21 protein-coding genes are annotated in these 22,798 nt (G+C 71.2%); 15 read left to right on the forward strand and 6 right to left on the reverse strand.

Features of this window, described 5'->3' with window-relative positions; genetic code table 11:
* Positions 1–34 precede the first annotated feature (34 nt).
* Genes J2850_RS28120 through J2850_RS28130 form a run of 3 tightly spaced genes read left to right on the forward strand, consistent with a single transcriptional unit; the run spans position 35 to position 3,484 of the window.
* Complete coding sequence (locus tag J2850_RS28120) at positions 35–979, forward strand: ABC transporter permease (RefSeq protein ID WP_209989755.1); 945 nt, start codon at positions 35–37, stop codon at positions 977–979.
* Positions 976–1,794: an ABC transporter permease gene (locus J2850_RS28125; protein WP_209989758.1), complete on the forward strand. Its 819-nt coding sequence runs from the start codon at positions 976–978 to the stop codon at positions 1,792–1,794. The genes J2850_RS28120 and J2850_RS28125 overlap by 4 nt, the downstream gene beginning before the upstream one ends.
* Before the next feature lies 1 nt (position 1,795).
* Positions 1,796–3,484, forward strand: coding sequence for an ABC transporter ATP-binding protein (locus J2850_RS28130; protein WP_209989761.1), 1,689 nt, complete (start codon positions 1,796–1,798; stop codon positions 3,482–3,484).
* Positions 3,485–3,521: 37 nt separating this feature from the next.
* Here the strand turns inward: J2850_RS28130 and J2850_RS28135 are convergent, their stop codons facing one another.
* Entirely contained in the window at positions 3,522–3,674 is a 153-nt protein-coding gene (locus J2850_RS28135) for a hypothetical protein (RefSeq protein ID WP_209989764.1), read from the reverse strand.
* A 301-nt stretch (positions 3,675–3,975) separates the two neighbouring features.
* Here J2850_RS28135 and J2850_RS28140 point away from each other — a divergent pair, with 301 nt between their 5' ends.
* Positions 3,976–4,215, forward strand: a complete 240-nt coding sequence (locus tag J2850_RS28140; RefSeq protein ID WP_209989768.1) for a hypothetical protein — start codon at positions 3,976–3,978, stop codon at positions 4,213–4,215.
* A gap of 203 nt (positions 4,216–4,418) precedes the next feature.
* Complete coding sequence (locus J2850_RS28145; protein WP_209989770.1) at positions 4,419–4,655, forward strand: hypothetical protein; 237 nt, start codon at positions 4,419–4,421, stop codon at positions 4,653–4,655.
* 4 nt (positions 4,656–4,659) lie between these two features.
* Here the strand turns inward: J2850_RS28145 and J2850_RS28150 are convergent, their stop codons facing one another.
* The gene (locus tag J2850_RS28150; protein ID WP_209989774.1) at positions 4,660–5,196 is read right to left on the reverse strand and encodes a GNAT family N-acetyltransferase; all 537 of its coding nucleotides are present in this window, start codon (positions 5,194–5,196) and stop codon (positions 4,660–4,662) included.
* A gap of 32 nt (positions 5,197–5,228) precedes the next feature.
* Positions 5,229–6,476, reverse strand: a complete 1,248-nt coding sequence (locus tag J2850_RS28155; RefSeq protein ID WP_209989776.1) for an MFS transporter — start codon at positions 6,474–6,476, stop codon at positions 5,229–5,231.
* Between the two features lie 75 nt (positions 6,477–6,551).
* On the opposite strand from J2850_RS28155, the gene J2850_RS28160 reads away from it, so the two are divergent.
* Positions 6,552–7,469 carry a LysR family transcriptional regulator gene (locus J2850_RS28160; RefSeq protein ID WP_209989779.1) on the forward strand — a complete coding sequence of 306 codons (918 nt, stop codon included), beginning with the start codon at positions 6,552–6,554 and terminating at the stop codon, positions 7,467–7,469.
* A gap of 107 nt (positions 7,470–7,576) precedes the next feature.
* Positions 7,577–10,027, forward strand: a complete 2,451-nt coding sequence (locus tag J2850_RS28165) for a PAS domain-containing hybrid sensor histidine kinase/response regulator (RefSeq protein WP_209989782.1) — start codon at positions 7,577–7,579, stop codon at positions 10,025–10,027.
* 166 nt (positions 10,028–10,193) lie between these two features.
* On the opposite strand, the gene J2850_RS28170 is transcribed toward J2850_RS28165, so the two are convergent.
* On the reverse strand, positions 10,194–10,886 hold the full coding sequence (locus J2850_RS28170) for a GntR family transcriptional regulator (RefSeq protein ID WP_209989786.1): 693 nt from the start codon (positions 10,884–10,886) through the stop codon (positions 10,194–10,196).
* Between the two features lie 103 nt (positions 10,887–10,989).
* Here J2850_RS28170 and J2850_RS28175 point away from each other — a divergent pair, with 103 nt between their 5' ends.
* The gene (locus tag J2850_RS28175; protein WP_209989789.1) at positions 10,990–12,249 is read left to right on the forward strand and encodes a benzoate/H(+) symporter BenE family transporter; all 1,260 of its coding nucleotides are present in this window, start codon (positions 10,990–10,992) and stop codon (positions 12,247–12,249) included.
* Positions 12,250–12,253: 4 nt separating this feature from the next.
* On the opposite strand, the gene J2850_RS28180 is transcribed toward J2850_RS28175, so the two are convergent.
* Positions 12,254–12,658 carry a 6,7-dimethyl-8-ribityllumazine synthase gene (locus J2850_RS28180; protein ID WP_209989792.1) on the reverse strand — a complete coding sequence of 135 codons (405 nt, stop codon included), beginning with the start codon at positions 12,656–12,658 and terminating at the stop codon, positions 12,254–12,256.
* Positions 12,659–12,960: 302 nt separating this feature from the next.
* Here J2850_RS28180 and J2850_RS28185 point away from each other — a divergent pair, with 302 nt between their 5' ends.
* Together J2850_RS28185 and J2850_RS28190 are read left to right on the forward strand one after the other, a co-directional pair.
* Positions 12,961–14,067 (forward strand): hypothetical protein, encoded by a 1,107-nt coding sequence (locus tag J2850_RS28185; RefSeq protein ID WP_209989795.1) that lies wholly within the window; start codon positions 12,961–12,963, stop codon positions 14,065–14,067.
* 82 nt (positions 14,068–14,149) lie between these two features.
* A complete protein-coding gene (locus tag J2850_RS28190; protein ID WP_307354569.1) occupies positions 14,150–15,598 on the forward strand; it encodes a PepSY domain-containing protein in 1,449 nt (482 codons plus the stop codon).
* A gap of 275 nt (positions 15,599–15,873) precedes the next feature.
* On the opposite strand, the gene J2850_RS28195 is transcribed toward J2850_RS28190, so the two are convergent.
* Entirely contained in the window at positions 15,874–16,704 is an 831-nt protein-coding gene (locus J2850_RS28195; RefSeq protein ID WP_209989801.1) for an IclR family transcriptional regulator, read from the reverse strand.
* A 397-nt stretch (positions 16,705–17,101) separates the two neighbouring features.
* Here J2850_RS28195 and J2850_RS28200 point away from each other — a divergent pair, with 397 nt between their 5' ends.
* From J2850_RS28200 to fahA, 5 genes are all read left to right on the forward strand, one after another.
* Positions 17,102–18,052: an MBL fold metallo-hydrolase gene (locus J2850_RS28200; RefSeq protein WP_209989803.1), complete on the forward strand. Its 951-nt coding sequence runs from the start codon at positions 17,102–17,104 to the stop codon at positions 18,050–18,052.
* Positions 18,053–18,131: 79 nt separating this feature from the next.
* Positions 18,132–19,805, forward strand: a complete 1,674-nt coding sequence (locus tag J2850_RS28205) for an FAD-dependent oxidoreductase (RefSeq protein WP_209989804.1) — start codon at positions 18,132–18,134, stop codon at positions 19,803–19,805.
* A 13-nt stretch (positions 19,806–19,818) separates the two neighbouring features.
* Positions 19,819–20,010: a DUF2783 domain-containing protein gene (locus J2850_RS28210; RefSeq protein ID WP_209989807.1), complete on the forward strand. Its 192-nt coding sequence runs from the start codon at positions 19,819–19,821 to the stop codon at positions 20,008–20,010.
* 50 nt (positions 20,011–20,060) lie between these two features.
* Positions 20,061–21,356: a homogentisate 1,2-dioxygenase gene (gene hmgA, locus J2850_RS28215; protein WP_209989809.1), complete on the forward strand. Its 1,296-nt coding sequence runs from the start codon at positions 20,061–20,063 to the stop codon at positions 21,354–21,356.
* A 12-nt stretch (positions 21,357–21,368) separates the two neighbouring features.
* Positions 21,369–22,649 (forward strand): fumarylacetoacetase, encoded by a 1,281-nt coding sequence (gene fahA / locus J2850_RS28220; protein WP_209989811.1) that lies wholly within the window; start codon positions 21,369–21,371, stop codon positions 22,647–22,649.
* Positions 22,650–22,798: the final 149 nt, after the last annotated feature.

Here is a 22,798-nt window from a genome sequence, read left to right on the forward strand (position 1 = left end):
GGTGAGGGGGGCCGGCCGCGGAGAGGAGACGGGCGTGCTGCATTTCGTGTTCAAACGGATCCTCATGGCGGTGCCGACGCTGCTGATCATGGCGGTGACGGTCTTCGTGCTGATCCGCCTCATACCGGGCGATCCCGCAGCGCTCATGCTCGGCGATCTGGCAACCCCGGCCAGCCTCGCCGACCTGCGCGAGCGGCTCGGCCTCGACCAGAGCCTGCCGGTCCAGTTCGGCATCTGGTTCGGCAACGTGCTGCGCGGCGACTTCGGCATCTCCATCACCTCCTCCCAGCCGGTCCTGCCGCTGGTGCTCGACCGCTTCTGGATCAGCGCGCGCGTCGTCCTCATCGCCGTGCTGCTGGCCAGCCTGTTCGCGGTCCCGGCCGGCATGATCGCCGCGTGGCGCCAGAACAGCGGTACCGACCTGTTCCTGGTCGGGCTGGCGACGCTGCTCTACTCGATCCCGACCTTCTGGCTGGGCCTGCTGCTGCTCCTGTTCCTCGGCCTGCAGCTCAACTGGCTTCCCGTCGTCGGCTACGTGTCCTTCTCCGAGGACCCGTGGGCGGCGCTGCTCTACATCGTCATGCCGGTCATGACCCTGTTCCTGCACGAGATGGGGGTGCTGATCCGCATGTCCCGCGCCAGCACGCTGGAGGTGCTGCGCCTCGATTACATCACCCACGCCCGCGCCAAGGGGTTGTCCGAATCCGCCGTGCTGTGGCGGCATGCCTTCAAGAACGCCTTCGGGCCGACCTGGACGCTGATCGGGCTGGTGCTCGGCAACCTGCTGGGCGGCATTGCGGTGGTCGAGACGGTCTTCACCATTCCCGGGCTCGGCCGCCTGCTCGTCGACGCGATCTTCGCGCGCGACTATCCGGTCATCCAGGGCTGCCTGCTGTTCGTCGCCTTCGTCTACGTGGCCGTGAACCTCGTGGTCGATCTGCTCTATCCGGTCTTCGATCCCAGGGTGACCGCGGAATGAAACGGCTTTCCCTCAACGTCGTCATCGGCGGCGCGATCATCGGCATCGTCGTCGCCGGGGCGCTGCTGGGCGCGGTCTGGACCCCCTACGACCCGCTGAAGATCAACTTCGTCGGCCGGCTGGCGCCGCCGGGCGCCGCTCACTGGCTCGGCACCGACGAGTTCGGCCGCGACGTGCTGAGCCGCCTGATGGCGGCGGCGGCGACCAGCATGCTGATCAGCCTGTCCACGGTCGCCGCCGCCGGCCTGCTCGGCACTTCGGTCGGCCTTGTCTCCGGCTATGCGCGCGGCTGGACCGACCGCATCCTGATGGCCTTCAACGATGCCCTCCTTGCCTTTCCGGCGATCCTGCTGGCGCTCGGCCTGCTGACGGTGGCCGGGGCCAACAGCACCGGGATCATCGTCGCCCTCGGCCTCGCCTACACGCCCTCGGTCGCCCGCATCGTGCGCGGCACGGTGCTGTCGCTGCGCGAGCGGGAGTTCGTCGAGGCGTCGCGCGTGATGGGCAACTCGGAGCTCTACACCGTCCTGCGCCACATCCTGCCGAACTGCGTCGGGCCGATGACCGTGCTGGCCACCTCGATGTTCGGCTGGGTGCTGCTGGCGGAGAGCGCGCTCAGCTTCCTCGGGCTGGGGGTGCCGCCACCGGCACCGACCTGGGGCAACATGCTGGCGGGAAGCCGGCCCTTCATCGCCCAGGCGGTCTGGCTCGGCATCTTCCCCGGCCTCTGCATCTCCCTGACCCTGCTCGGCATCAACCTGCTGGGCGACGCCTTGCGCGACAGGCTCGACCCGCGCATGAGAGGGGCCTCCTGACATGACCGGCACCATTCCTCCCGCCGCCGCACTCGACGCCCTGCTCGACGTGGAAAATCTGAGCCTCTGCGTCTCGGCCACCGGCACGGAGGTCGTCCGCGGCGTCGGCTTCACGGTGGCGCCGGGCGAGATCGTCGGCATCGTCGGCGAATCCGGCAGCGGCAAGACGCTGGCCGCGCGGTCCATCATGGCGCTCCAGCCCCCGGCGATCCGCCGCACCGCCGGCACCATCCGCTTCGAGGGCCGCGACCTCGCCGGCCTGTCGCCGAAGGAGCTGCGGGAGCTGCGCGGCGGCCGCATCGGCATGGTCTTCCAGGAACCGATGACCTCCCTCAACCCGTCGATGACCATCGGCCGGCAGTTGGAGGAGGGGCTGGCGGTGCACCAGCGCGCGCTGTCCGCCGACGGGCGGCGCGACCGGGTGCTCGACATGCTGCGGCGGGTCGGCATCGCGGATCCCGACGGGGCGCTCGCCGCCTATCCGCATCAGTTCTCGGGCGGCATGCGCCAGCGGATCATGCTGGCCTCGGTCATGCTGCTCCAGCCGGCACTGCTGATCGCCGACGAGCCCACGACGGCGCTCGACGCCGTGGTCCAGCGCGACGTCCTCGAACTGATGGTCGGGCTGACGCGCGCACACGGCACCGCGGTGCTGATGATCAGCCACGACCTGTCGATGGTCGCGCGCTACACCGACCGCATCATCGTCATGCGCAAGGGCGAGATCGTCGAGCAGGGGCGCACCGACGGGCTGCTGCGCGCGCCGCGGCACCCCTACACGCGGGCGCTGCTGTCGGCGATGCCGCGCCGCCAGCCGGCGCGTCCCCTCCCGCCGGCGGCGGCGCCGATCATCGAGGTGCGCGACCTCGTCGTCGAGTATGGCGGCCGCCGTGGGCTGTTCCGCCGGGAGGCGGGCAAGCGCGCCCTCCACGGCCTGTCCCTGTCGGTCATGCCGCAGGAGGTGGTGGCGCTGGTCGGCGGCTCGGGCTCCGGCAAGACGACGCTGGGCCGTGCCATCGCCGGTCTGCTGGCCCCCAGCGGCGGCACCATCCGTTATGCCGGCCGGCCGGTCGAGGCGGGCGGGGAGGGGTGGGCCGACTATCGCCGCAACTGCCAGATGGTCTTCCAGGACCCCTATTCCTCACTCGACCCGCGGATGACCATCGGCGCGCTGGTCGGCGAGGCCCTGCGCGGCGTGCCGGGCATGGGACGGCGCAAGAAGGCCGAACGGGTGGTCGAGGTGCTGTCGGAGGTCGGGCTCGGAAGGCCCTATGCCGACCGCTACCCGCATGAGCTGTCCGGCGGCCAGCGCCAGCGCGTGGCCATCGCCCGCGCGGTGGTCCGCCGCCCGGCCTTCGTCATCGCCGACGAGCCGGTCTCCGCCCTCGACGTGACGGTGCGCGCCCAGGTGCTGGAACTGTTCGCCGACCTCCAGGCGCGGCACGGCTTCTCCTGCCTGTTCATCAGCCACGACCTCGGCGTCGTGGAGCAGATCGCCGACCGGGTGGTCGTCATGCAGGACGGCCGCATCGTCGAACAAGGGGACCGCGACACCGTCTTCGACCGTCCGGCCCATCCCTACACGCGGCGGCTGCTCTCCGCCATCCCGGCGCTGGAGCCGGCCGGGGAGGGCGGCGTGCGGCTCAAGTGGCGGTTCGACGAGGCGGCGCCCGAGGCCGTGCCGTCCTGAGGGTGGCGCCGGTGCGCCTCTCCCGTCCTGCCCGTCGTCAGCCCATGATGTCCTCGCTTGCGGCGAGTTTCCGGAGAAGCATGTCCGGGGATTTTCCCAGCCGGGGAGACGGGGTGAGGCAGAGGCTGGCGGCGGCCAGTGCGGCGAGGCTGCACAGCGCGACGATGATGGTGAGGCAAAGAGGGGTCATGGCGGTTCTCCGTGGATCGGATGCGCATCGCGCATGGCGGGCAGCCTGCCGCGGCCTGCTTCCGGGACGGCCTTGGAGCGCGCTGCGGTGACGGGCCGAACCTACCCGCCCGCCAGCGGCCGGGATGTGCGCCGGTCCACAGGGCGGCGATGAAAACCACCGGCGCCGTTGGCCGATGCGGTGGCCGATGCGGTGGGCGATGCGGCGGCGGGCGCCGCCGTGTTGCGCATCGCCGCGCCGTCCCGGCATAATGGTTTGGTCGTGCCGTCCGAACCCTTCCGCAGCGGAGCACCCGACCATCATGGCTGCCGATCCGCCAAACCCTGCGCAGGGCCAGCAGGAGGCCTTGCGCCTCATCATCCGCGAGGCGCTGGCCGCCCGCTCGGCGCTTTGCGAGCATGAACTGGTCATCCGGCTGGATGCCATCCTCGCGCTTGCCCGGGATGCGCTTGCGCAAGCCTCTCCCACACAAGGGCATGTCGGCAAAAGCGGCGATGGCGGCGGCGGGGTTACCGGCAGTCGGCTCGACGCTGACGGCTAGCATGTGATCGGTTCGGGCGGCGACGCCGACGTGACCGAGAAGGCCATGGAAGGGCTGTGCGCCATTCTTCCCTCCTGGCCGACCTGCCTTCGTCCCATCCGAAGGCAGGCTGCGGCAAAACCACATTGTGGCGATCGGCCGCAGAGCCCAAGTTTCTCCCGAGGAAGGCCGGATGCGGCCGAACCAATGGGGGATCGCCAGCCATGGACGGGTGTCGGGAGCACAGGGAAGCGATTGCCGGCGTCGACCGCCGGCTTCTGGTGGTGGCGCTGGCCTTGGCCATGCTGACGCTGCTGGCGGTGCTGGACCGCTTCCGTCCGGTGCCGGGGGCGGCACCGCCGGTGGAATGGACGCTGCCGACCGTGGAACTGCCGGGGACGCTGCCGATGGCCAGGGCTCCCGGACCGCGCCGTGACGACGAGTTGCTGGGGGCGGACTGAGCCGTCACCGCCGCTCCACCGGCGCCTCGTCGCTTCCCGGGCCGAGCGGACGCTCCATCAGCACGCTGTCGAGCCAGCGGCCGAACTTGAACCCGACCGCCGGAAGCACGCCGACAGGGCGGAAGCCGCAGGCAGCATGCAAGGCGATGGAGCCCTGGTTGGCGCTGTCGCCGATCGCGGCGATCATCCGGCGGTGGCCGGACCCCTCGCACGCTTCGATCAGCGGATCCATCAGCGCGCGGCCGATGCCGCGCCGGTGCAGGCCCGCGGCGACATAGACGGAATTCTCGAGCGTGAAGCGGTAGGCGCTTCGGGTGCGGTAAAGCCCGGCATAGGCATAGCCGCCCAGCCGGCCCTCGCACTCCGCCACCAGGTAGGGGAGTCCGCGGGCCAGGATCTCGCCGCGCCGCCGGGCCATCTCGGCCTCGTCCGGGGGCACCTCCTCGAAGGAGGCGGTGCCGGTCAGCACATGGTGGGCATAGAGCGTGGTGATGGCGGGGATGTCTGCATCGGCGGAGGGGCGGATGGTGATGGCGCTCATGGCGGTGCGGCTCTTCAAGGTCGGTTTGGAGGTCAGTTGCGGACGGGACGGTCGGCAGGCAGCAGCAGGGCGCAGGCCGTGGCCAGGGCGCCGCCGATGCCGAGAAGCGAGAAACCCCAGCCCCAGGCGGAACCGGCGGCGCCGGCACGGTCGAGCATCAGCCCGACCGCCAGCGGCGCGGCGCCACCGGCCCCGAAGCCCAGGATGGAGCGCACGGCGAGTGCGGCGCCCAGGCTGCCCGGCTCCACCGATTCGGTCATCGCGGTGGACAGGACTGGGGAATCGCCCAGCGCGGCGAAGCCGTAGAGGGCAGCGAGCGCCAGGACCAGCGCCAGGGGCGCGCCGTCCATCCAGCCGATGCCGAAGGAGCAGGCCGCGCCCAGCACGCCCATCGCCACCAGCACCGTCCGCCGGCCCAGCCGGTCCGACGCCCTGCCCATCATCAGCGACGACAGGAAGCCCGAGAGATGGATGGCGGCGGCGATCCACAGGCCGCGCATCCCGGCGCCTCCGCCCCCTGCGCCTGCGGTCGCGAAGCTGGTGGTCAGGAAGGCCGGCAGCCAAGCCCACATGCCGAGCAGCTCCCAGCAATGGGTGGTGTAGCCGGCGGTCAGCAGGATGGAGCGGCGGTCGGCCAGGAAGCGGAAGGCACCGCGCAGCCGGCGCGCCGGCCCGGCAGCGACGATGTTCGGCCGTCCGCGTAGGCCGGGGGTGGCGAGCAGCGTCGCCAGCAGCGGTCCCAGCCCGCAGGCGATGAAGGCGGCCTGGTAGCCGAAATGCTCCGCCAGACCGGCGGCCAGCGCGATGGAGGCGAAATAGCCGAGCGAGCCGGCGCCCAGCAGCCAGCCGACCGCCGCCCCGCGTCGCCCCGCCGGCACCCCCTGGGCCACCAGCATGATGGACGGGGCATAGGTGCCGCCCTGCGTCAGCCCCAGCAGGGCGAACAGCACGAGGCCGGTTTCCGCGGAACGCGCCAGGAAGGCGAAGGCGATGCCGGTCAGCGCCGTCGCCCAGCTTGCCCACAGGAAAACGCGCTTGGCGCCCAGGCTGTCGGCGAACCAGGACGAGCCCACCAGCGACAGGGCGTAGCCGACGTTGAAGGCGGTCTGGATCGATCCGGCCTGGCCCGCCGTCATGCCCCAGGCCTGCATGGCGGGCACGAGCGCGCCGGCATAGGCCATGAAGGCCAGCGACGTGGAAAAGCGGCTCGCGCACAGCAGCGCCAGCCAGGTGGACCCGGAACGGGCATGGTCGTCGGCGAGGGGGCTTGCGGTCGTCATGCGCCAACCGTCGCGGAGCCGCAGGCAAAAGGCAAATTTATTGATTTGATCGGAACCATAAGGAATTCTATGGGTATGCGCGGCCTCAACATCGACCAGCTCGTCACCTTCGCCACCGTCGTGGAGCATGGCGGCTTCACCGAGGCCGCGGGCCGCCTCGGCCTGACCCAGCCGGCGGTCAGCATGCAGATCCGCAACCTTGAGGACCGGCTCGGCCTCCGCCTCATCGAGCGTGTGGGAAAGCGGGCCTTGCCCACCGCGGCGGGCCGCGACCTGCTGCCCCATATCCGGCGCGTGCGGGACGAGTTGGAGGCGGCGGTCGCCAGCATGGGGCGCCACCGCGCCGGCAAGATCGGGCGGGTACGCATCGGCACCGGCGCCACCGCCTGCATCTACCGCCTGCCGCCGGTCATCAGCGCCTTGCGGGCCGCCCATCCCGGGCTGGAGATCATCGTGGTCACCGGCAACACGCCGGACATCATGGACGCCGTGGAGGCGGGGTCGCTCGACCTCGCGCTGGTCACCCTTCCCGCCGGGCGGGCGGGATTGTCGGTGGAGCCGGTCTGCAACGAGGAGCTGGTCCGTGTTGCCGCGGCGGCCGGCAGTCCGCCGCCTGCGGCAGACGCCGGAAATGGGGCCGGGGTAGACCCGGCAGCCCTGGCGGACACGGCGCTCATCCTTTACGAACGCGGCGGCACCATGCGCGCGGTGATCGATGCCTGGTTCATGGCCGGCGGCGTCCAGCCGCGTCCCGCCATGGAGCTTGGCAATGTGGAGGCGATTAAGAACCTCGTCGCCGCAGGCCTCGGCTGCTCCATCCTGCCCGCGGTGACCGTCCAGGGACCCGCCGACCGCGACCGCTTCACCGTTCAGCCCCTGACCCCTCCGCTGTTCCGCACCCTGGGGTTGGTGATCCGTCGCGACAAAGTGCCGGATCCAGGTGTGCGCGCGATGGCGAGGGCTCTTGCCGATATACGGTACCCACAAGAATAAAATCATTTATTCTCTGAACGTCCGGAATATTTCCTTCGTCTGATTTACATCGGCTTTCGCTATTGCGCACTCTCACGAAATGAAGGCTTCGTTTTTCTTGGACGCTTATGACCGATCCGCAGCTCGTCCAAACCGGACCTGCCGAAAGCAGTAAAAGGGGGGAGCCGGCACGGGGCGGGGGAGACCTGCGCACCCGGCTTGAGGCCCTGGAGCTGGAGAATGCCCGGCTGCGGACCGCGCTCTCCGACGCCTGCCCCGGCCATGACGACCTGCTGACGGTCACCGCGCTGAACGAGGATCTCCGTGCGGCCTGCGAGGCGTTGGAACGCAGCCGCGCCGCCCATGCCGACAGCGAGCGGCGGCTGCGCGCCATCCTGGACAGCGCCGTCGGCCATGCCATCGTGACGCTCGATTCCGACGGCCGGGTGACGAGTTGGAACCCCGGCGCCACCCGCCTCCTGGGCTGGACGGAGGAGGAGGCCCGCGGCCGCGGGGTGGCTTTCCTGTTCCCGTCCGAGGATGCCGCCGCCGGGGCTTCCGACGCGCTCCGGGCTCTGGCGCTGGAGGACGGGCAGATCGACGGCGAGCGCGCGTTCCGCCGGCGCGACGGCCGCGACATGTGGGGTGCCTTCACCATCCTGCCGCTCCAGGGCGGCGACGGCGGCTTCCTGTGGATCCTGCACGACCGCTCCGACGAGCGGCGGGTGGAGGACGCGATCGCCGATGCCCGCCGGCGCGCCAGCGACATCCTGAACAGCATCGACGAGGCGATGGTCGCGCTCGACCGCGATTACCGGGTGATCTGCCAGAACCGCCGCGCCGAGGAACTGGTCCGCCGCCCGCTGTCCGAGCTGCGCGGCCGCCAGCTTTGGGAGGTGTGGCCGCAGCTCGTCGGGTCGGATGTGGAGGCGGCCTGCCGCGGGACGATGGCCGACCGGGTCCCGGCCTGCATGGAAAAGCGGTTCGACGGCGAGAACTCCACCTTGTGGCTGGAGATCCGCTTCCTGCCGACCCCCGAGGGCGTCGGATGCTTCTTCCGCGACATCACCACCCGCAAGCGCGCGGAGGAGGAGGCGCGCGCCTCCCACGAGCGGACGGTGACGATCCTGGAGAGCATCAGCGACGCCTTCTACGCCGTCGACCATGACTGGCGATTCACCTACATCAACCGCAAGGCCGAGCAGGTCTGGAAGCGGTCGCGCGACACCCTGCTGGGGCGGCGGATCTGGGAGGCCTTCCCGGAGGTGGTCGGCAGCGAAGCCTTCGAGGCGCAGAAGCAGGCGCTGCGCGAAGGCCGCGAGATGACGGTGGAGGTGCTGTCGCCGATCCTGGGCGACTGGGTGGAGATCAGCATCTACCCCAGCACCGACGGGCTGTCGGTCTATTTCCGCGACATCACCGCGCGGCGGCAGGCCCAGCAGGCGCTGATGCAGGCCAAGGAGGCGGCGGAGGCCGCCGATCTCGCCAAGGGCAAGTTCCTGGCCGCGGCCAGCCACGACCTGCGCCAGCCGCTGCAGGCGCTCCTGTTCTTCGTCGACGTGCTGAAGCCGCATGTGCAGGGCAGCCAGGGTGCCAATGCGCTGATGCATCTGGGGCGCGGGCTCGATGCGCTGAAGGAGCTGCTGGACAGCCTGCTCGACATGTCCAGGCTCGACGCCGGGGTGGTGCAGCCGAACATCGAGACAGTGCCGATCGGGCCGCTGTTCGAGCATATCGGTGCGTCGTACCGTCCGGTGGCGGCGGCGAAGGGGCTGGAGTTCCGGGTGATGCCCTGCGACGCCGCCGCGCTCAGCGACCGCACCCTGGTGACGCGCATGGTACGCAACTTGGTCGAGAACGCGTTGCGCTACACCGAAACCGGGCGGATCGACCTGGAATGCCGGCAGGCCGGCGGCGGCCTTCTGATCGAGGTGCGCGACACCGGCATCGGCATCCCGCCCGACCATCTGGAACGGATCTGGGAGGAGTTCCACCAGGTCGGCAATCCCGAGCGCGACCGCAACCGCGGCCTCGGGCTGGGGCTGGCGATCGTGCGGCGGCTGTCGCAGTTGCTCGACCACCCGGTGCAGGTCCGCTCGACCCCTGGGGTGGGGACCAGCTTCGTCATCGCCCTGCCGCTCGGCCGGGGCGTCGAGCGCCCGTCGGGTCCGGCAGAGCAGGCGACCGCCGGCCGTGGCCGCTTCGCCGTGGTGGTCGACGACGACGCCATCGTGCTTCTGGGGCTGGAGACGATCTTCCGCGACTGGGGCTACGAGGTGCTGGTGGCCGGGAGCGCCGACAAGGCGGTGGAGGCGCTGCGCCGGTCCGGCCGCCGCCCCGACCTGGTCGTCGCCGACTACCGGCTGCGCGAGGGCCGCATCGGGACCGAGGCGGTCGCCCGCATCCGCGAGCTGTTCGACGCTCCCGGCCAGCCGCCCGTGCCCGGCCTGATCCTGACCGGCGAAACCGGCCCCGAGTGTGAGCGCGATGCCGCCGCCCACGGCCTGGGCATCATCCACAAGCCGGTCACCCCGCGCCAGCTCGGCCATGCGCTGGGCGACCTGCTGGGAGTGGCCTAGAGTGTGATTCACGCTTCAAGCGGAATCGCTCGAAGCGTGAATCACACGGAAAACCAAAAGTTTAGAGTCTGTCTGGTGCTTCAATAAACAACAGACAGACTTTAGCCGGCAGCTTCGCGTTTCCAGCCGCTCGCTCTTCGCGCCGCCCGCTCTTCCCGTCCATCGCTCAGGCCCGGTCCCGCAGGAAGGCCGCCAGCAGGTCGCCCGCCTGCAGGACGTGGCGCGTCACCGCCTCGCACGCCGCGTCCGCGTCGCCGGCGCGGCAGGCGGCCAGCAGGGCGTGGTGCTCGTCCTGCGAGCGCGGATGGTAGCCGAGTGCCGCGAACTGGAAGCGCAGGTAGCGGTCGGCCGCCGCGAGATGCTGCTCCACCAGCGCCAGCAGGCGCGGGCGGCCGGCACGGGCGTAGAGGGTCATATGGAAGCGGCGGTTCAGCTCCCCCATGCGGCCCGGATCGCTCTCCGCATCCATTTCCGCGATCAGCTCGGCGGCTAGCGCGAAATCCTCCGGCGTCAGGCGGGGCAGGGACAGGCGCAGCGCCGCCGGTTCCAGCGCCGCCCGGATGGCGCCGATGTCGGCCGAATCCTCCGCGGAGATTTCCGCCACCACCGCGCCGCGGTGGGGATGGAACTCCACCAGCGCCCGCGCCTCCAACTGGCGCAGCGCCTCGCGCACCGGCATCCGGCTGACGCCGAAGGCGGCGGCCAGCTCCTCCTGGCGCAGCGGGGAGCCGGCCGGCAGCGTGCCGGCCAGGATCGCCTCGCGCATCGCCGCCTCGACGAATTCCGTGGCGGTCCGGTAGTGCGGCCGGCTGCGGGCGATCAGGGCCGTCAGGCCGGGGAGGTCGAGGGAATCGGGCATGGGAGGGAACCGAAGCGGGGCGGCACGAAAACCGCTTGCGTGGATATTGGATCCAATCTAACGATCTTCCCCTGTCCTGTCCATGGATGAGAAAGGAGCGGGCATGCCCGGCTCGTCCCCCCTCGACCGCCAACACCCCGCCGTTCCCTCGCCTGCGGCCACCGGCACGGCCACCGGTACGGCCTCTGCCGCCACTGCTTCCGGCCTGTCGCCGTCGGCGCTCGCCACCGGGCTGCTGGTTGCGCTGGTCGGCTATGCCAGCTCCGTCGCGGTGGTGATCCAGGGGCTGGCCGCGGTGGGGGCGACCACCGCGGAGATCACCTCCGGCCTCGTCGCGGTCGGCTTTTCCATGGGGCTGTCGGCGATCTGGCTTGCCTGGCGGCAACGCCAGCCGATCAGCGTCGCCTGGACCACGCCCGGCATGGCGCTGCTGGCGGCGACCGGCCCGGTGGCCGGCGGCTTTCCGGCGGCGGTCGGCGCCTTCCTGACGGTGGCCGGGCTGATCATGGTGGCGGGGCTGTGGAAGCCGCTCGGCCGCTGGATCGCGGCGATCCCCAAGCCGCTGGCCAGCGGCATGCTGGCCGGGCTGCTGCTGAAGCTGTGCCTGGCGCCCTTCGTGGCGATGGGGCAGGCGCCGGGGCTGGCCCTGCTGGTGCTGGCGACCTGGGCGGTGGTCGGGCGCTTCGCCAGGCTCTATGCGGTGCCGGCGGCGGTCGCCGTGGCACTGGTGGCGATGGCGCTGAACCCGCCGGTGTCCGGCGCCCTGCCGGCCGATCCCTGGCCGGCGCTGGCGGTGGTGGCGCCGGTCTTCACCTGGGAGGCGCTGGTCGGTCTCGCCCTGCCGCTGTTCGTCGTCACCATGGCTTCGCAGAACATTCCGGGCCTGGCGGTGCTGGCGACCTTCGGCTACACCCCGCGGGTGCCGCCGGCCTTCCTGGCGACCGGCCTGGCCTCGGCGCTGACGGCGCCCTTCGGCGCGCCGACCGTCAACCTGGCGGCGATCACCGCGGCGATGTGCGCCGGCCCGGACGCCGACCCGCGGCCGGAGCGGCGCTGGCAGGCGGCGGTCACCGGCGGCGTCGGCTATATCGTGCTGGCGGCCCTGGCGGCGGTCACCGCCACCCTGGTCACCCGCTCGCCGCCCATCCTGATCGAGGCGGTGGCCGGGCTGGCGCTGATCGGCGCCTTCGGCGGCTCGCTTCTCGCCGCCGTCCAGGCCGAGGAGGAGCGGATCCCCGCCCTGGTCACCCTGCTGGTCACCGCGTCGGGCCTGTCCTTCTTCGGGGTCGGCTCGGCCTTCTGGGGCCTGCTGTTCGGCGGGGCGATGCATCTGCTGCACCGCCGGCGCCGGACGGCGGCCTGAGCGGTCAGGCCTGCTCCAGGAGGTCGGCGCAGGCGTTCACCGCGGCGGCGGCGTAGGGACGGATGCGCGGCGGGATCTGCGACGGGTTGATGCCCGGCCCGAGGATCCCGACGCCGACCGGCTTCATGAACTGAAGCTGCAGGTCGATCAGGCTCTTGATCACCGCATGGCCCATGACGGTGCCGTGCTCGGTCTCGCCCCGCTCGATGATGCCGAGCGCGACCGCGCCGGCGACGTCGTCGCGCATCAGCAGGCGCTTGATCGCCAGCGGCTTCTCCATCGACCCCGGAACCCACACCTCGGCCACGATGCCGAGCCCGCGGCTGGCGGCGACGGTGCGCGCCTCCTCCAGCATCTCCCCCACTTCCCGGCGGTGGAACCGTCCGAGCACGATGCCGATGTTGCTCACCCTCTGTCACTCCCATTCCGTCGAGGTCCGAATCCCGCCCAAACTGTCGCGTCGCCGGGCAAAGCGCAAGGGCCGTGGCGGCCCCGCGCCGTGCCGCGGCGGCGGCGGCCTGGAGTGAAACGCCGCCGATGTGGTGTCGAGGATTGAGACAGGCCGTCGCACCACGCGACAATTCACAACAACTTTGCCCCGAAGCCCCGGCGGAGGACGATGTAAGAATCGCCCTTCGGCAGCGGCGTTCCCGGCTCGGTCCCGAGCGGGCGCGCCGCAGGCGGCGGACAGGCAGATCCGGAACGGGCATCATGGTGAGGGGTGCGGTCGAATACGCGCCGTCGACCTTCGAGGAGCGGGGCGCCGCGGTGGCCTTCACCACGCCGCTCCTGTCGCAGACGCGGGTGAGGCGCGGCGACCGGTCGAAGCTGGAGGTGCTGATCCCCAGCCTGTCCCAGGGCATGGGCATCTATGTCGTCCCCTGGAAGGCGGTGCCGGAGATGGTGTCGATGACCATGCACGACCGCTACCTCCACGACCTGATCGTCAAGGAGGAGGCATGCTCCCCCAACGAGATCCGCCGGGCGACGCTGCGCGCCGCGCGCCGCGGCCTGGCCGGCCCCAAGGCGGCCCAGGCCGCCCGGCGCGCCCTGGACGAGGACGAGGAGCAGGGCACGCTGACCCACTACCTCCTGATCCTGGCGATCCTGAAGGCGGTCGGCCTGGAATCGCCGGAGATGCTGAAGGCCGGCATCGACACCGACGAGGGGCAGCGCCTGACCCGCCAGTTGATGACGCGGGCGGCGGAAAGCCTGCGGCTGGACGCGACCCTGCTCTATGCCCGGCTGGCCGAGGTCGCCGCCGTGGCCGCGCCGGTCGGTCTGGCGCGGTCGCCGCGGCCGGGGCGGCTGGTGCGCTGCCTGGTCGACCTGACGGCGTTCCGCGACGCCATGGCCGACTGGGCGCGCACGGTGCCGAGCGATGCCGCGCCGGTCGCCGGCTTCTGTGCCGAGGTCGCCCAGCACACCATCGGCATCGGCGAGCGGGTGCTGGCCGACTTCCACCGCCGGCTGGAGGCGATCGGCCCGCTGATGCGCGACTGGGACGGCGAGATCGTCCGCGTGCGCGGGCAATCCGCCCGGATGGCCTGGCTGCTCGACGGCTGGAGCCACATCACCGCTGCCTGGGACGTCATGCAGGCGGAGGACCAGCGCCAGCAGGCCGCGACCATCAACGAGCTGTTCCGCATCCTGCCGCTGCTGCCGACGCAGGAGAGCAGCCGCGACCTGATGGAGGAATCCCGGCACGTCAAGCCGGCGCACCGCCGCTCCGTCCGGATGCTGGAGGACTGGCGCACCGGCCAGTTCGACATCGACGCCATCCGCCGGATCGAGGCGGTCAAGGCCCGTGCCCCATGAGGTCCCCGCGATGACCGCCCCATCCTCCGGTGGCTCCGCGGGCGGCAGCCCCGAGAAAGACGGCTTCGAGAAAGACGGCCCCGTGAATGACGGAAGCCGTTCGGCGGCCGACCGCCTGCCGGGCCTGGAGAACCGGCTGTTCGACATCCCCGAGGACAAGTTCGTCGAGGTGGTCCGCCTGCTGGAGCGGGTGCGCGACCACCCCGACGTGCGCGAGACCTTCGCCGCGATCCGTCCGCGGCTGGTCCAGGTGCGTCCCCAGCGCCGCCCAACCCTGAAGCGCATCCTCTGCCTGCCCTTCGAGGACGTGCTGGAGGGCTTCGGCAGTGCCGAGATCCCGCCCGGCCGCATCGAACGGCGGGTGATCGAGCCGCTGTGGCGCCTGGTGGCGGAGTGCGGCGACCGCCACCAACTCGACCAGCTCGACCGGCAGGTGCAGGAGACGGCGCCCGGCAACCGCAACGCCCTGCGCAACATCGGCCTGCGGCTGTGGCCGATGGCCGCGCAGGCGATCCGCGTCGCGGTCGGGCAGACGGCAGCAGGGGCAACGGCGGCGGGGCAGGCGGCAGTGGGGCAGGGCGGCTCCGGCCAAGCCGTCCGGCTGCTGCACGGCGACGAGGATCTGCGGCGGCAGGTGCTGGAGGTGGTGTCCTTCCTGGAGATCGGCCCGATCATCGAGGCCTTGAAGGACGCGCTGTCGCCCAAGCCGTTGCCCGCGCTGGAACCGGCGGACATCGCCGCCATCGAGCAGGCGGCCCAGGCGGCCGCGTGCCAGTCGCCGGCATCGGTCTTCCCCCTGCTGCTGGTCGCCGCCTCCCGCCTTGCCCGGCCGGCCGACCTGCTGGCGGTGATGCCCGGCCTCGACCTGGGCAAGGCGCGCCGCGAGCAGCCGGCGATCTTCGCCCGGCTCGGCGGCCTGGTGGTCGCCAACCTGGAGGAGCGCGGCGCCCGGCTCGCCTCCCGTCCGGATTCCGGGTCCGGCGCCGCCAACGCAACCGCCTCGCCGGAAGAGGCGGTCGCCATTGCCGAGCGGCTGGTCGCCGGGGTCCTCACCACCTCCGCCCTGATAGACGCGCTGGCCGAGCCGGCCTACCGCGAGCGCCTGGGGTCGGTGAAGGCGGCGGTGCGCAGCATGGTCACCGGCACCGTGCTCGACACCGCGCCGCACGGCATCCTGTCCGCCGTTCCCGTCCCGTCGGCCGGGCGGCCCCTTCCGGTCGACGAGGACGCCCAGGCCGCCGCCGAGGACCACGCCCGCGCCCTGCGCCGCTGCGAGGGATTGGCCGACGCCCTTGGCCTGCGCCAGCCGCTGAAGGACACGCTGGCCTCGATGGAGCGTGGGCTGCTGGACCGCGCCCATGCCCTTCTGGCGCAGTATCCCGCCGCGGCGGCCGAGCCGGACGGCGCGGAGACGGCGGAGATGGCCCTCTTCTACGCCCTGCGCCTGCTGGAGATGGTCGCCGGCCCGGCCAAGGCCGACCGCCTGCGCGAGGCGATCATGGCGGCGACCGGCGAGTTCGCGGAGGGGTAGGGTCGTCAATTGGCAAGCTGAAGCAGCGGGGCGCTCCGGGACCCTCTCTGCTTCGCGAGACCATTGCTGTTAAGCGACGATCCGATGCCGGATCGGCTGTCTGGTCGTCCTGCCGCGGCGGGTCGAGGAGCAAGCAATTCCGTTCCGTGAAAAGGTGGTGACGGGTGCTTTCCCCGAACAGGGCGAAAGCAAGCTGGCCGAGGCGACGAGGTTAACGGCTCCGTCGTCCGCCCGTTTCGCTTCGCGTGGCTTCTGGTCGAACTCCGCACTGGACATCACCCGGCCAACGCCGGCGTCGCCGCCGGCAGGTAGCCCAGCCGGCGGGAGACGGCTTCGGCGCTGGCCGCCACCGCCGCGGCGAGCGGGCTGTCCCAATCGACGTCGAAGGTGCCCGACGGGCCGATGGCGGTGATGACCAGGGCGATGTTGCGGCTGTGGTCGAACACCGGTGCGCTGAAGGCATTGATGCCGGGGATCGGCAGCCCGACCGCGCGGGCGAGGCCGCGGCGGCGCACCTCGGCCAGCGTCGCCTCGACCGCCGGCCAGTCCACCGCCGGCCAGTCCGGCCGCGGGCCGCCGGCATTGCCGACCGACCGGCCGCTTTCGTCGGCGATGCAGGCTTCGACCAGCTTCGCCGGCATGAAGGCGGCGAAGACCAGGCCGGTGGCGGTGTTCAGCAGCGACATGACGCTGCCGGTGCGCAGGTTGACGTGCAGGGGATAGCTCGATTCCTCGACCCGGACGATGGTCGGGCCGTGGCTGCCCCAGACCGCGATCGCCACCGAATGGCCGATGCGGGCCGACAGTTCACCCACCGCCTTGGTGGCGATGCGCAGCGGGTCGAGCCGCTGCAGCCCGACCAGCCCGAGTTGCAGCGCCTGCGGCCCCAGGTCGTATCGGCCGGTCACCGGGTCCTGCTCCACCAGGCCGAGCTTGCCGAAACTGACCAGATAGGGGTGGGCCTTGGCGGCGGTCATCCCGGCTTCGCGCGCGAGGTCGCGCAGCACCATCGCGGCCCCGCTGCGCGCGAGCGCCAGCAGGAGCTGGCCGCCCACCTCGATGGACTGGATGCCGCGCCGGTCCCTTGGGCTCTCCTCCGTCTCCATCCGTCCCTCCGTCCGCGGCCGGCCGCCATGGCGCGGTACCGATACCACCAATGAGATTATGGGATCAGCCTCCCGTTCGTCATTAACAAATGCGTTGAACGGTTTCATCCGCAACGATATCATTGGCCAACAATGGCGGGAAGAACCGCCGGGCCATGGATTTGCCGCCGACGCCGCACCGTGCGGCGAACACAGTCCACCGGGGAGGTGCCGGCATGGGAAGGGAGGATCGGGACGATGGGCATCGTGGACCGCCGCCGCATCCGCATGGGACCGGCGCAGCCCGGGCCGCCGGCCGCGCCCGACGATCGCCTTCATCCTTGATCCGGAACCCGGTCCCCGCTGCCGCCGATCCCCGCCCCGACCTGAGGCGCGGCCCCTTTCCAGGAGCATCACCATGTCCAAGAAGTTCGCCTCCCACGCCGACCTGGAGGAAAAGAAGGTCAGCTTCGACAAGCTGTCCGACAACGCCTACGCCTACACGGCGGAGGGCGATCCCAACTCCGGCATCGTCATCGGCGACGACGCGGTGATGGTGATCGACACCCAGGCAACACCGGTGATGGCCCAGGACGTCATCCGCCGCATCCGCGAGGTCACCGACAAGCCGATCCGCCACGTCGTGCTGTCGCACTACCACGCCGTGCGGGTGCTGGGCGCGTCGGGCTATGCGCCGGAGCAGATCATCGCCAGCGAGGACACCCGCGACCTGATCGTCGAGCGCGGCGAGGCCGACATGGCCAGCGAGATCGGCCGTTTCCCGCGCCTGTTCCGCGCCGTCGAATCCGTCCCCGGCCTGACCTGGCCGACCATCACCTTCCGGGGCCGGATGACGATGTGGCTGGGCAGCCTGGAGGTCCAGCTCATCCAGCTCGGCCGCGGCCACAGCAAGGGCGATACCGTGGTCTGGCTGCCGCAGCAGAAGATCCTGTTCTCCGGCGACCTCGTCGAATACGGCGCCACCCCCTATTGCGGCGACGCCTACTTCACCGACTGGCCGGCCACCCTCGACGCCCTCGCGGCCTTGCGGCCGGAAAAGCTGGTCCCCGGCCGCGGCGCGTCGCTGACCACGGCGGAGCAGGTGCAGGAGGGGCTGCGCGGCACCCGTGCCTTCACCAGCGAGCTGTTCGACCTGGTCAAGCAGGGCGTCGCCGCCGGCAAGGACCTGCGCGCCGTCTACAAGGACACCTATGCCGTCCTCAAGCCCAAGTTCGGCCATTGGGTGATCTTCGACCACTGCATGCCGTTCAACGTCACCCGCGCCTATGACGAGGCCACCGGCCACGTCGACCCGCGCATCTGGACCGCCGAGCGCGACATGGAGATGTGGCGGCAGCTTGAGGGCTGAGCCGGAGCGGGGCCGAGCCGAGACGGAGGTCAGGGCGCGGACCGGGGCGGGGGCCGAGACGGTGGGGAGGAACGCGACAATGGACAGGGATTACCAGACGCTGGTCCTCGACTACCGGCGCTGCGACGACCAGGCCGCGGCCGTTCCGGCCCGGCATCCCGTGGTGGTGGTCGGCGCCGGGCCGGTCGGGCTCGCCACCGCCATCGACTTGGCGCAGCGCGGCCTCCGCGTGCTGCTGCTGGACGACGACGACAGGCTGTCCGTCGGATCGCGTGGGCTGTGCTACTCCAAGCGCACGCTGGAGATCTTCGACCGGCTGGGCTGCGGCCAGCGGATCGTCGACAAGGGCATCTCCTGGAACGTCGGCAAGGTCTTCTTCCAGGACGCGCTGGCCTACCGCTTCGACCTGCTGCCGGAAGCCGGGCACCGCCGGCCGGCCTTCATCAACCTCCAGCAATATTACCTGGAGGGCTATCTCCACGACCACGCCGCCGCGCTGGAGACGCTGGACATCCGCTGGCGCAACCGGCTGGTCGGGCTGGAGCGGCTGGAGGACGGCGTCGAGCTGACCGTCGACACGCCGGACGGCGCCTACCGCCTGCGCTGCGACTGGCTGATCGCCTGCGACGGCGCCCGCAGCCCGACCCGCGCCCTGATGGGGCTGGAGAGCAAGGGCCGCGTGTTCCGAGACCGTTTCCTGATCGCCGACGTCAGGATGACGGCCGATTTCCCGACCGAACGCTGGTTCTGGTTCGACCCGCCCTTCCACCGCAACCAGTCGGTCCTGCTGCACCGCCAGGCCGACGACGTCTGGCGCATCGACTTCCAGCTCGGCTGGGACGCCGACCCGGAGGAGGAGAAGAAGCCGGAGAAGGTCATCCCCCGCATCCGGGCGCTGCTGGGCGAGGAGCGGGAGTTCACGCTGGACTGGGTGTCGGTCTACACCTTCGCCTGCCGGCGCATGGAGCGCTTCCGCCATGGCCGCGTGATCTTCGCCGGCGACTCCGCCCACGGCGTGTCGCCCTTCGGTGCCCGTGGCGCCAATTCCGGGATCCAGGATGCCGACAACCTCGCCTGGAAGCTGGCGCTGGTGCTGGAGGGCAAGGCACCGGACCGCCTGCTCGACAGCTACGCCAGCGAGCGCGAATTCGCCGCCGACGAGAACATCCTGAACTCCACCCGCTCCACCGACTTCATCACGCCGAAGAGCCCGGTCAGCCGGACCTTCCGCGACGCGGTGCTCTCGCTGGCCGGGGACTGCGCCTTCGCCCGCCGCCTGGTGAACAGCGGCCGGCTGTCGGTCCCTTCGGTGCTGGCGGACTCGCCGCTCAACACCCCCGACGGCGATGCCTTCGCCGGCCCGATGGTCCCCGGCGCGCCGGCGGCCGACGCGCCGGTGCGCAGGGGTGGGGCGGCGGACTGGTTCCTCGCCCATGTCGGCCAGCAGTTCACCGCGGTCTTTTTCACCGGCGGCGAGCCGCTGGCGGCGGAGACGGCATCGGCGCTGGCCGGGCTGGCCGCCGGCCCGATCCCGGTGAGGGCGGTGCTGGTCGTGCCGGCGGGGGCGACGGCAGCCGCGGCGCCGGGCCTGACCGTGCTGGAGGACGCCGAGGGGCTGCTGGCCCTGCGCTACGACGCCCGGCCGGGCACGGTCCATCTGCTGCGCCCCGACCAGCATGTCTGCGCCCGCTGGCGCAGCTTCGACGCCGGACGCCTGCGCGCCGCCGTCGCCACCGCCACCTGCACCGCCTGACCGGGAGGGGACCATGCCGCTCAACACCGAACCGGCCATCGCCCGGCCCGACGATTTCTACGAAGCGCTCATCGACGCCCACCGCGACCTGACCGCGGAGCAGAGCGCGATGGTCAACGCCAGGCTGATCCTGCTGCTCGCCAACCACGTCGGCGACATGGAGGTGCTGCGCGAGGCGCTCGCCAGGGCCCGCGCCGGCGTGTGACCGCAGGAGCCGCCCCGGAGCCGGGGCGGCGCAAGAAGGGAGAGGCAGACATGGACTTCGCCTACCAGTCGGGATTCGGCAACGAATTCGCGACCGAAGCGCTGCCCGGCGCGCTGCCGGCCGGACGCAACTCGCCGCAGCGCGCACCCTACGGCCTGTATGCCGAGCAGTTGTCCGGCACCGCCTTCACGGCACCGCGTGCGCACAACCGCCGCTCCTGGCTCTACCGCATCCGGCCGGCGGCGATGCACCGGCCCTTCGAGCGCATCGAGCACGACCGGCTGCTGAGCCGGTTCGACGAGGTGCCGACGCCCCCCAACCAACTCCGCTGGGACCCGCTGCCACTGCCCGACCGGCCGACCGACTTCGTCGAGGGGCTGGTGACGATGGCCGGCAACGGCTCCCCGGCGGCGCAGGCCGGCTGCGGCATCCACCTCTATGCCGCCAACCGGTCGATGGAAGGCCGCTTCTTCTACAACGCTGACGGCGAGATGCTGGTGGTGCCGCAGCAGGGACGGCTGCGCTTCGCCACCGAACTGGGCATGCTGGAGGTCGAGCCGCAGGAGATCGCCGTCATCCCGCGCGGCGTGCGCTTCCGCGTCGAGCTGCTGGACGACGCGGCGCGCGGCTATGTCTGCGAGAATTACGGCGCGCTGTTCCGCCTGCCCGACCTGGGGCCGATCGGCTCCAACGGCCTCGCCAACCCGCGCGACTTCCTGACCCCGACCGCCCGGTACGAGGACAGCGAGGGCGACTTCACCCTGCTCGCCAAGTTCAACGGCCACCTGTGGGCGGCGCCGATCGACCATTCGCCGCTGGACGTCGTCGCCTGGCACGGCAACTACGCGCCCTGCAAGTACGACCTGCGCCGTTTCAACACCATCGGCTCGATCAGCTTCGACCACCCCGACCCGTCGATCTTCCTGGTGCTGCATTCGGTCAGCGACACGCCGGGCGTCGACAACATCGACTTCGTCATCTTCCCGCCGCGCGTGCTGGCGATGCAGGACACCTTCCGCCCGCCCTGGTTCCACCGCAACTATGCCAGCGAGTTCATGGGCCTGATCCACGGCGTCTACGACGCCAAGGAGGAGGGCTTCATGCCCGGCGGCGCGTCCTTGCACAACTGCATGAGCGGCCACGGCCCCGATGCCGAGACCTTCGAGAAGGCGTCGGCCGCCGACACCAGCAAGCCGCACTATATCCGCGACACCATGGCCTTCATGTTCGAGACGCGGAGCCTGATCCAGCCGACCCGCTTCGCCCTGGAGACGGCGCAGCTCCAGCACGAGTATTACCGCTGCTGGCAGGGGCTGAAGAAGCATTTCAATCCCGAGAAGCCCTGAGGACCGACCTCCATGACCGCCAATGACCCCGCCCTGCGCTCCTTCGTCGAGGTTGCGCCGGACAGCCACTTCCCGATCCAGAACCTGCCCTTCGGCGTCTTCTCCACCGCCGCCGACCCGGCGCGCCGGGTGGGGGTGGCGATCGGCGACCTCGTCCTTGACCTCGCCGTGCTGGAGAGGGCCGGCCTGCTGGATGCCGGCGCGCCGGTGTTCGCCTGCGACAGCCTCAACCCGTTCATGGCGCTCGGCCGCGACGCCTGGAGGCGGACGCGGGCGCGCGTCAGCGAGCTGCTGCGCCACGACACCGCCACCCTGCGCGACGATGCCGGCCTGCGCGCCCGCGCGCTGGTACCGATGGCCGAGGCGGTGATGCACCTGCCGGTGCGGATCGGCGGCTACACCGACTTCTATTCGTCCAGGGAGCATGCGACCAACGTCGGCTCGATGTTCCGCGACCCAAAGAACGCGCTGCTGCCGAACTGGCTGCACATCCCGATCGGCTACAACGGCCGCGCCAGCTCCGTGGTGGTCGGCGGCACGCCGATCCGCCGGCCGAACGGCCAGACCAAGGCGCCGACCGCCGAGGCGCCGAGCTTCGGCCCCTGCCGCAAGCTGGACTTCGAGTTGGAGACCGCCTTCATCGTCGGCCGCGGCAACGCGTTGGGCGAGCCGATCCCGGTGGGGGAGGCCGAGGCGCACATCTTCGGCATGGTGCTGATGAACGACTGGAGCGCCCGCGACCTGCAGCAGTGGGAATATGTGCCGCTCGGCCCCTTCAACGCCAAGAGCTTCGGCACCTCGATCTCGCCCTGGGTGGTGACGATGGAGGCGCTGGAGCCGTTCCGCACCGCCGGCCCGGTGCAGGATCCGCAACCGCTGCCCTACCTGCGCCAGGACGGCCCGCAGGGATTCGACCTCCACCTGGAGGTGGCGCTGAAGCCCGGCGGCGGGGATGGGGGCGGGGATGACGAAACCACCATCTGCCGCACCAACTTCAGGCACATGTACTGGTCGATGGCGCAGCAGCTTGCCCATCACACGGTGTCCGGCTGCGACACGCGCACCGGCGACCTGATGGGCTCCGGCACCATCAGCGGACCGGAGCCGGACAGCTTCGGCAGCCTGCTGGAACTGACCTGGAACGGCCAGAAGCCGCTGACGCTGGCCGGCGGCCAGACCCGCGCCTTCCTGGAGGACGGCGACGACGTCGTCATGACCGGCTGGTGCCAGGGGAACGGCTACCGCGTCGGCTTCGGCCGGGTCAGCGGCCAGGTGCTGCCGGCACGGGGGTGACCTCGGGCGCCGGGTGATGCCCGGCGCGGCACCAGGCGGGCGGGCACGGAATCCGGAAGCGCGGCGGAAGGCCGCGCCGCCGGAAAGGGGCCGTGCGCCCCCGCGGCGCTATCGAAAGCGCGGAAACGAAGACTTAAAAACATGAAGGG

Source organism: Azospirillum picis (assembly GCF_017876115.1).
GTDB classification, from domain to species: Bacteria; Pseudomonadota; Alphaproteobacteria; order Azospirillales; family Azospirillaceae; genus Azospirillum; species Azospirillum picis.

Coding starts and splice junctions, on each gene's coding strand:
- J2850_RS28210 (WP_209989807.1), top strand. CDS start 19,819: ATGCCGCTCAACACCGAACCGGCCATCGCCCGGCCCGACGATTTCTAC.
- J2850_RS28155 (WP_209989776.1), bottom strand. CDS start 6,476: ATGACGACCGCAAGCCCCCTCGCCGACGACCATGCCCGTTCCGGGTCC.
- J2850_RS28185 (WP_209989795.1), top strand. CDS start 12,961: ATGGTGAGGGGTGCGGTCGAATACGCGCCGTCGACCTTCGAGGAGCGG.
- J2850_RS28130 (WP_209989761.1), top strand. CDS start 1,796: ATGACCGGCACCATTCCTCCCGCCGCCGCACTCGACGCCCTGCTCGAC.
- J2850_RS28135 (WP_209989764.1), bottom strand. CDS start 3,674: ATGACCCCTCTTTGCCTCACCATCATCGTCGCGCTGTGCAGCCTCGCC.
- J2850_RS28140 (WP_209989768.1), top strand. CDS start 3,976: ATGGCTGCCGATCCGCCAAACCCTGCGCAGGGCCAGCAGGAGGCCTTG.
- J2850_RS28150 (WP_209989774.1), bottom strand. CDS start 5,196: ATGAGCGCCATCACCATCCGCCCCTCCGCCGATGCAGACATCCCCGCC.
- J2850_RS28125 (WP_209989758.1), top strand. CDS start 976: ATGAAACGGCTTTCCCTCAACGTCGTCATCGGCGGCGCGATCATCGGC.
- J2850_RS28195 (WP_209989801.1), bottom strand. CDS start 16,704: ATGGAGACGGAGGAGAGCCCAAGGGACCGGCGCGGCATCCAGTCCATC.
- J2850_RS28170 (WP_209989786.1), bottom strand. CDS start 10,886: ATGCCCGATTCCCTCGACCTCCCCGGCCTGACGGCCCTGATCGCCCGC.
- J2850_RS28175 (WP_209989789.1), top strand. CDS start 10,990: ATGCCCGGCTCGTCCCCCCTCGACCGCCAACACCCCGCCGTTCCCTCG.
- J2850_RS28145 (WP_209989770.1), top strand. CDS start 4,419: ATGGACGGGTGTCGGGAGCACAGGGAAGCGATTGCCGGCGTCGACCGC.
- J2850_RS28205 (WP_209989804.1), top strand. CDS start 18,132: ATGGACAGGGATTACCAGACGCTGGTCCTCGACTACCGGCGCTGCGAC.
- J2850_RS28165 (WP_209989782.1), top strand. CDS start 7,577: ATGACCGATCCGCAGCTCGTCCAAACCGGACCTGCCGAAAGCAGTAAA.
- J2850_RS28160 (WP_209989779.1), top strand. CDS start 6,552: ATGCGCGGCCTCAACATCGACCAGCTCGTCACCTTCGCCACCGTCGTG.
- fahA (WP_209989811.1), top strand. CDS start 21,369: ATGACCGCCAATGACCCCGCCCTGCGCTCCTTCGTCGAGGTTGCGCCG.
- hmgA (WP_209989809.1), top strand. CDS start 20,061: ATGGACTTCGCCTACCAGTCGGGATTCGGCAACGAATTCGCGACCGAA.
- J2850_RS28200 (WP_209989803.1), top strand. CDS start 17,102: ATGTCCAAGAAGTTCGCCTCCCACGCCGACCTGGAGGAAAAGAAGGTC.